We start from the raw sequence: 7,432 nt of genomic DNA on the forward strand, positions 1-7,432 counted from the left end.
GGATAAAGGCTCCTATCAATGCGACGGTTGCTGATTCCAGATGAAGCATCTGATGCAGGAAGAAACCAACGATTGTAAGTCCCAATACGGAAACACTTTTGATGAGTAAAGTACGGTCGGTAATTACCTCTTTTTCATCCAGTTGCATGATGCTCATCATTAATTCTGGTGTGCTCTGAATTTGTTTGCGAAACATAATGACGAATATAGGAAGCATGCATGCCATGATAATGAACGCTATGGGAGTAAGGTTATTGATGAATGCCATGAATGTTAATTCTTTAACCGCGCTTCCGATCATGATATTCGGAGGATCCCCGATTAATGTAGCAGTACCTCCGATATTAGAAGCAAAAATTTGAGTGATAAGAAACGGAACGGGATTCACCCGCAACTGCCGAGTGATACTGAACGTGACGGGAACCATTAAGAGTACGGTCGTAACATTATCTAGAAAAGCCGAACCAACGGCAGTAATGATCACGAGTGATATCAGAATACGGACTGGATCGCCTTTCGCTTTTTTAGCAGAAATTAAAGCAATATATTTGAAGAGCCCCGTTTCTGCTGTAATGCTAACAATGATCATCATGCCAATCAACAGCCCTAGCGTATTAAAATCAATATGGTGCAAAGCCGTTTCTTGATTCACAATGCCGAAGACGACCATGAGAAGGCCGCCGAGCATAGCGATGATCGTGCGATGAATTTTCTCTGCAATAATCATGCCGTATGTTACTAGAAAAATGCCAATTGCCAAAATTACTTGCTGTTCCATAATTCCTCCTAGTTGTTATTTGCGCTTTGACAAAAAATATCCAATAAGGACTGTACTTGATACAGTTACTGCTCCAGCACCAAGAAATAAATTGTTTTGTCTTTGTTTATTTTCGTCGAAGGCTGCATAGATGATGAATCCAAATAAGACACCCATCCATATGAGAAAAAGAGCCGCGGCGACCAGAAATTTGATAAGTTCATTCATATATTCTCCTTTCTCTGCACAAAAAAGAGCCCTCTGCAAGGGCTCGGCATGGCTAAAAAAGACCATAAGGAGCCCTTGGTGACAGGCTCCTCCAAAACACAGTAAATATTTAGTTAATTAATGATATGAATGGCTTACATCAAATATTCTTTTGCGATATAAATTTATAATGAACTAGGTTTTATGTCAAGTCATTTCCATTTTCAAGGTTTAATAGCATCTTGAAAGGCGCGAAACAGCCGACTGCAAGGATTGCCTAGGAGAGCCTTTTCTCTTTGTGTGTTGAACCATGTGCCCCTGCACGGTAAGATAGGTTCATACAGCAAGAGGAAGGGAGCAGCTATGTGGTCGTACACAGTCGGTTTATTTCGTGATTTATCTCCTGGCGTCAAACGATTTATTGCAACTGAAAGCTTATTTGGTATCGGCGCGGGCATTTTCAACTTAATTCTGAACTTACATTTGCTGGACCTCGGCTTCTCCAAAGAGGACATCGGGCGCATCACCTCGCTGGGAGCGCTGACCGTGGGATTGACCAGTCTGCCGGCAGGCATCGTCGTCAAATACATAGGCCGAAAAGCGATGCTCGTTATCGGCATGCTGCTGGCCTTTTTAGCGTTGATCATCTATGGATTCGGTACCGGAGTTGGAATGATTACCGCAGCACAGCTCACTTGGTCACTAAGCATTAGCGCCATTGTGAATTCGGAAATTCAACTCATTTTTCAATATTGCCGCACGAAAAAAGAAGAGACCAGCGCCTATTCGCTGCTGTTTGCAATCTTTACCTTATGCACTGGCATTGGCACATGGCTGGGAGGTTATCTCCCGTTGTGGCTGCCAGGGCACAGCACACTGTACCAATACGCTTTTTTCGTGGCTGGCGGCTGCTTAGGGCTTTCTGGTATTCTAAGAGGCTGGCTGCTCCCGTCTGCCAACGACCGAGCAACTGGGAAGTCAGGTGTTTCTGCAGTTCCTTCTTCGGTCAGGCACAAGAAGGCGCACGCCTATTCACTCATGTTCCTGCTTGCCTTGCTTATCTTTAATTCAGGCTTCACCTTTGGTTTATTGAGCCCATTCCTCAACGTCATATTGAAATTTAGATTTGGCATGGAGGACGGCAGTATCTCTGGCCTTCTAGCTCTCTCTGGTGTGTTCTTTTTTGTCGGTTCGCTTCTCGTGCCGTACCTATTGGAGCGCATGGGCAGCCGCAATGCCTTCGTATTTCTGTTTCTTTATAACATCGTAGTGGTAGGGCTGATGGCGCTTACTATGACGAGCTCTGTCTTTGCCGTATTGCTGCTGATTCGAGGCACTGGTTTTACGATGCTGAACAACATGATGGACAGCGAATGTATGTCCGCTGTTGCTGAAGAAGACCGCAATGTTTTCGCAGGGATGAGGACAGTTTCACGGAGTATCGGCAACACGATTGCTTCTTATTGGGTGGGTTATATTTTGGCCGGTAACCATTACTCCTTGCCATTCCTGCTAACAGCCGGAGCGATGCTGGCGGGGTTTGGCGTGTATATGTGGTTCGTGCAGGGCAAGTTGACTCAGAGACTGCAAGGGCAGATGTGATAGGGGTATAACGCATTTGGTGTGTATCCGAGTGGTCTTGTCAAGCCAAACCAGAGATGACCCCCTTATTGTACGGGGGTCATCTTTTTTACACATGGGGGTAAGCATTGCTTACCCTTATTTATGTTTGTTTGCGAAGCAACTGGAATTTCTACTGTTAAAAATGGCGCGGAGTAGGACTTTGATGAAATAACTGGAGCTTGTACAGTTAATTCGGTCGATTCGCCTCACTTCTCACGAAACTTGAGGAATTAGCAGGATAATATCCATCTATTGGCCAGTGAGCAGCAGAAATGAATAAATTAGCAGCACTTTTCCCCTTAAAATTAAGGGAATCGTAATGAGCGATGGGTAATGGGTAATTAGTGAAGGGATGGGCTTAAGGATGAGGATGAGGATGAGGATGAGGATGAGGATGAGCTAATGTCGAGACGGCTGATAAGCAATTTGAGGGTGTATGTTGCATTTTGTGCAACATAATGGCGTGATCGGATCGCGAATGCGGTCTTTCGTTGCACAATATACAACCATTTGCTGCAAAAAGGTTAGATATAGGCGGTTTAGCACTTGAATCGTTGTACAAAGTACAACATAGAGGCCTGCTGACGCCAAATTACAGTCAAATGGTTGCACAAAGTACAACATAGAATACTGTTGCAGTCACAACTAAGTGAGTGAATGGTGATAGGTGATGAGAGATGGAGATGAGTAGTAAACGGTGTGACAGGTTGAGCGGACAAAGGGACGTCTGAGCAGTAAAGTCGAGATCGMAGTGGAAGGCTTATGTTGCATTTTGTGCAACATAATGGTGTGATCGGATCGCGAATGCGGTCTTTTTTTTATTCAACGTCCAACCTATAGCGATATCGTAACTTTGAACACCAACCGTAAGATTGTCTACTTGCTTACAACTGCATGCGCTTACAAATCTTAAATTTGTTCCCCAATGATCATCTTTTTATCGGTTTAGACCAGAGCATGAACCCTGTAAAGTAATAACCAAGGGAGCCAAGTGTGAAAAGGCTTTCGAATTTCATCCATTACTCAGAGAGAGGGTTGTACGTATCATGAAAAAGAAGTTAACAAGTATGCTGATGGCCAGTGTAGCACTTACCTTAGTCATCTCCGGTTGTTCGAGCACAAAAGAAAGCGCTGCCAGTAATACGGCATCGACAGCAGCTGCCACAGAGAAAGCAGCTGCTAGCAAACCGGCAAGCCCGGTCGAAATCACATTTTGGAATATGTTCGGAGGTGGAGAGGGCGATTTCGTCGACCAAATTATCAAAGGTTATAACGAATCCCAAAAAGAAGTCATCGTGAAACAGCTCCGCCTTGAGTCCAACGAATATTATGCGAAGCTTAGCACAGCGCTATCTTCCTCCAAAGGACCGGACGTCGCCGTCGCGCATGTGGACCGGATTTCACCGTTTGTAAAAGCGAAGCAAATTGTGCCGGTGGATCAGTTAGCCAGCAAGGTCGGCTTTGATTTAAAACAAATTTCCGACACGAATATCAAAAGCGTCTCCTACGATGGCAAGCCATACGCGATTCCTCTAGACACGCATTTCCATATGTTCTATTACAATAAAGATTTGCTGAAAAAAGCTGAACTGCTGAACGATGACGGCACGCCAAAGCTTGGCGATCTCTCACCGGAGGGCTTCAAGAAGACACTCGCACAAATACATGCGAAAGTGCCGGATGTGCAAGCACTTGCCGTAAATACGCCGTATTTCCAAGAGCCTTTCTTGAACCTGTACTATGAAGCAGGCGGCGACTTACTGAATGCGGAAGCGAACAAAGCGGCAATTAATAATGAAAAAGCGCTCAATGTGTTGAAGTTCTACATGGATCTTTACAACAATAAATATACGGATCTCAATGATAAAACGCCATGGGATTCGTTCCACAACGGTAAAGCGGCATTCTGGTTCGGCGGCGTGTGGGAAGCGGGCCTATTGCTCGGCGAAAAATCGCCAAATATCGGCGCTATGCCGCTCCCGGCCATTTTTGGAAGCCAAACGCATTGGGGAAGCTCTCACTTGCTCGTAGTTCCGACATACGTAGCACCAGAGAAACAAGAAGCGGCAGCTAAATTCATGAAGTACTTCTCAGAAATTGGCGGCAAAACTTGGGGGCAAGCAGGCCACGTGCCGGCGAACAGCGCTGTAACAACAAGCGATGAATACAAAAAGCTGCCTTACCGCAATTACTTCATCGAGGCACAAAAAACGGTGAAATTCGCACCGAAAACCGATAAATATACCACGATCATCACGACGGTTTCGGAATCGCTCCAAAACATTATTTTCGGTAAGCAAACCCCTGAAGATGGGCTGAAAACGATGGAGAAGCAGATCAACGACATTTTATCCAACTAGCCTGAGTATGCCAAACCGGTGAGGCTGCCACAAGCGAGGCGGCTTCACTCGGTTTGTTACCATGGAGCACTGAGCAAAGATTGAAGGAGTATACCCTATGGAAACTAAAGTGAGAGAGAACGAAAGGACTGTTGTCCTTCGAAAAACCTACGCATGGCCTTTCTTCAGTGACTGGAAAGCGATTCTGTACCTGATACCGTTCCTCATTCCGTTTACCATCTTCTACCTCTGGCCTGTATGGCGGGGGGCGTGGATGAGCCTGCATGTATGGAACATTCAAGGCATGCAAAAATATGTTGGTTTAGCTAATTACAAGAAAATTTTTACCGATTCAGACTTTTACTTGTATATGTGGCATTCGGTTTACTTCGTTTTGATAGGTATGCCGACCGTTATTGTACTAGGGTTAGTATTGGCGCTGGTGATCAATCAAAAAATTCTATTCCGGACAACGATTCGTTCGATTTTTTTCTTGCCTTATGTGCTTTCGGTCTCTGTTATTAGTTTTATTTGGCTGCGTATGTTCGACTCCAAGTACGGACCGATACATGCTTTTTTAGAGCTTATTGGCGTCCATGGAGAAATTCACTGGTTAACCGATAAGAATTTTGCATGGTGGGCTATTACGTTAACGACCAATTGGTGGACTGTTGGGTTCGTCATGGTATTGTTTCTAGCAGGATTACAAGAAATCCCTACGGATCATTATGAGGCTGCGAAAATAGATGGCGCAGGCGCCTGGAAGCAATTTTGGCATATTACGCTCCCGGGTTTGTCCAGAGTCATGAAAATACAAGTGTTTTATCAGGTTATTTCGTGTCTGAAACTGTTTGGGCAAGTTCAAATCATGACAGGCGGCGGTCCGGGCGATTCGACGAATACGATGATCAGATACATTTATGTGACAGGGTTTAAAAAGGATATGTTCGGTCTTGCTTCCGCTCAGTCCATTGTCTTTTGTCTCATGATGCTGCTCATTGCCCTGATTCAATTTAAACTGACAGATCGTCAAGACTAACGGAGGTCTCAATGCCAATGAAACGAATTACGCTGAATGTTGTCGCCGTCATTCTTGCCCTGTTGTTTATTTTTCCCCTCATATGGATGCTTCTGGTGTCATTAAAGCCCAATGGGGTCAATGTCTATACATTAAGCGACTGGATAAAATGGTCTGATTTGACCTTTGCTAATTATGCCAAAGTGATGAAGGATTCTCAGATCCTAAGATGGACCTGGAACTCGGCTGTGATTGGCGTAGTAACCACGGTGGTCTCCTTACTATTCAGCTCGCTGGCTGCCTTCTCTTTTTCCAAATTGCCTTTTAAATCCAAAGGTTTCTTCTATCTCCTCATTGTTTCAGGATTGCTCATTCCGACCGAAGCCATCCTGATCCCGCTATATGAGACAACGCTGCACTTGAAACTAATCGATAATATCTGGGCAATTATTCTCCCTGGCTTGACGAATCCCCTCGGGATTCTGTTGCTCAAGCAGTTTATGGACGGAGTCCCTAAAGACTATATCGAAGCAGCGCAGATTGATGGCTGCAGGAGTGTCAGCTTGTGGCTGCGCATCTGTTTGCCGCTTACCAAATCGGCGATGGTGTCCGTCGGCATCTTCTATTTCATCCTGTCCTGGAACAATTTCTTATGGCCATACCTATCCATTACCTCTCAAGAGAACATGATCCTTTCGGCAGGACTTCCAACGTTTTTGTCGAATAATATAATGTCCTTGAATATGATTATGGCGGCAAGCTCAATTGCAGCAATTCCAACCATCTTGGTGTTTATCATATTACAGAAGCACATTGTTCAAGGTGTGGCGATGTCAGGGATTAAAGGATAGATAGAAGGGATTTCCATCATGGCGAAACGACCTGAAAAGAAATACAAAAGGATACTCATATGGACAAGCAGCATACGTTATAAATGGATGCTGCTTTTATTTCTGTTCTCATTGACGCCTCTGGTTGCAATGGGGTTTATTTCTTATTCCATCTCTAAATCAACAATGAACAATAAAGTCACTGAATATTCCGAGCAGCTGCTCAAGCAAACTGCCGATAATATCGATACACGGCTTGGCATCTATAAGGACATGATGATGCAAGTCGTAAACAATAATGAAATCGTTTCCATGCTGCGCACGCTCGATCGGGTTGACAACGGGCAGTATGATTTAGACAGCTTATCCTTAACGACGAAACTATCCACCATCATAGCGATTAATCAAGATTTTCAATCGATCTCTTTCCTAACGAAAACGCACTATATAAAAGGCATTTACCGCTGGAGCGACCGTTCCGCTGGCATCGTAACTCCGTTTCTCAAGACACTTGAGGATGGCAGCAACTTCCGATGGTTCTCGACCCGTTATGGCACTTATGTCGACAGTTTGAATTCACAGAGCGTCCACGTGTTCTCATTGGCTAAGCAAATTTATAAAACCTCTGACGACAGCCCTGTTGGCATCATCGCTGTGC

7 protein-coding genes are annotated in these 7,432 nt (G+C 44.7%); 5 read left to right on the plus strand and 2 right to left on the minus strand.

The annotated features are described in order from the left end of the window. Both AC1DUA_RS15140 and AC1DUA_RS15145 read right to left on the minus strand, forming a co-directional pair. A partial coding sequence (locus AC1DUA_RS15140) for an ArsB/NhaD family transporter (protein ID WP_477500562.1) occupies positions 1–778 on the minus strand: 778 nt, incomplete at its 3' end. 65 nt (positions 779–843) lie between these two features. Beyond that, the gene (locus tag AC1DUA_RS15145; protein WP_477500563.1) at positions 844–981 is read right to left on the minus strand and encodes a hypothetical protein; all 138 of its coding nucleotides are present in this window, start codon (positions 979–981) and stop codon (positions 844–846) included. 346 nt (positions 982–1,327) lie between these two features. Here AC1DUA_RS15145 and AC1DUA_RS15150 point away from each other — a divergent pair, with 346 nt between their 5' ends. From AC1DUA_RS15150 to AC1DUA_RS15170, 5 genes are all read left to right on the plus strand, one after another. Further along, a complete protein-coding gene (locus AC1DUA_RS15150) occupies positions 1,328–2,566 on the plus strand; it encodes an MFS transporter (protein ID WP_477500564.1) in 1,239 nt (412 codons plus the stop codon). A gap of 1,067 nt (positions 2,567–3,633) precedes the next feature. After that, positions 3,634–4,947 (plus strand): ABC transporter substrate-binding protein, encoded by a 1,314-nt coding sequence (locus AC1DUA_RS15155; RefSeq protein WP_477500565.1) that lies wholly within the window; start codon positions 3,634–3,636, stop codon positions 4,945–4,947. A 97-nt stretch (positions 4,948–5,044) separates the two neighbouring features. Beyond that, positions 5,045–5,965 (plus strand): carbohydrate ABC transporter permease, encoded by a 921-nt coding sequence (locus AC1DUA_RS15160; RefSeq protein WP_477500566.1) that lies wholly within the window; start codon positions 5,045–5,047, stop codon positions 5,963–5,965. Between the two features lie 17 nt (positions 5,966–5,982). Next, a complete protein-coding gene (locus tag AC1DUA_RS15165; protein WP_477500567.1) occupies positions 5,983–6,795 on the plus strand; it encodes a carbohydrate ABC transporter permease in 813 nt (270 codons plus the stop codon). 18 nt (positions 6,796–6,813) lie between these two features. Beyond that, positions 6,814–7,432, plus strand: a 619-nt coding sequence (locus tag AC1DUA_RS15170; RefSeq protein ID WP_477500568.1) for a hypothetical protein, incomplete at its 3' end; no start/stop codon positions are given.

The organism is Paenibacillus sp. 01T422 (assembly GCF_056398785.1).

Excerpts from the sequence above, each read along its gene's own strand:
- AC1DUA_RS15145 (WP_477500563.1), bottom strand. The coding sequence starts at position 981 with ATGAACTTATCAAATTTCTGGTCGCCGCGGCTCTTTTTCTCATATGGA.
- AC1DUA_RS15150 (WP_477500564.1), top strand. The coding sequence starts at position 1,328 with ATGTGGTCGTACACAGTCGGTTTATTTCGTGATTTATCTCCTGGCGTC.
- AC1DUA_RS15155 (WP_477500565.1), top strand. The coding sequence starts at position 3,634 with ATGAAAAAGAAGTTAACAAGTATGCTGATGGCCAGTGTAGCACTTACC.
- AC1DUA_RS15160 (WP_477500566.1), top strand. The coding sequence starts at position 5,045 with ATGGAAACTAAAGTGAGAGAGAACGAAAGGACTGTTGTCCTTCGAAAA.
- AC1DUA_RS15165 (WP_477500567.1), top strand. The coding sequence starts at position 5,983 with ATGAAACGAATTACGCTGAATGTTGTCGCCGTCATTCTTGCCCTGTTG.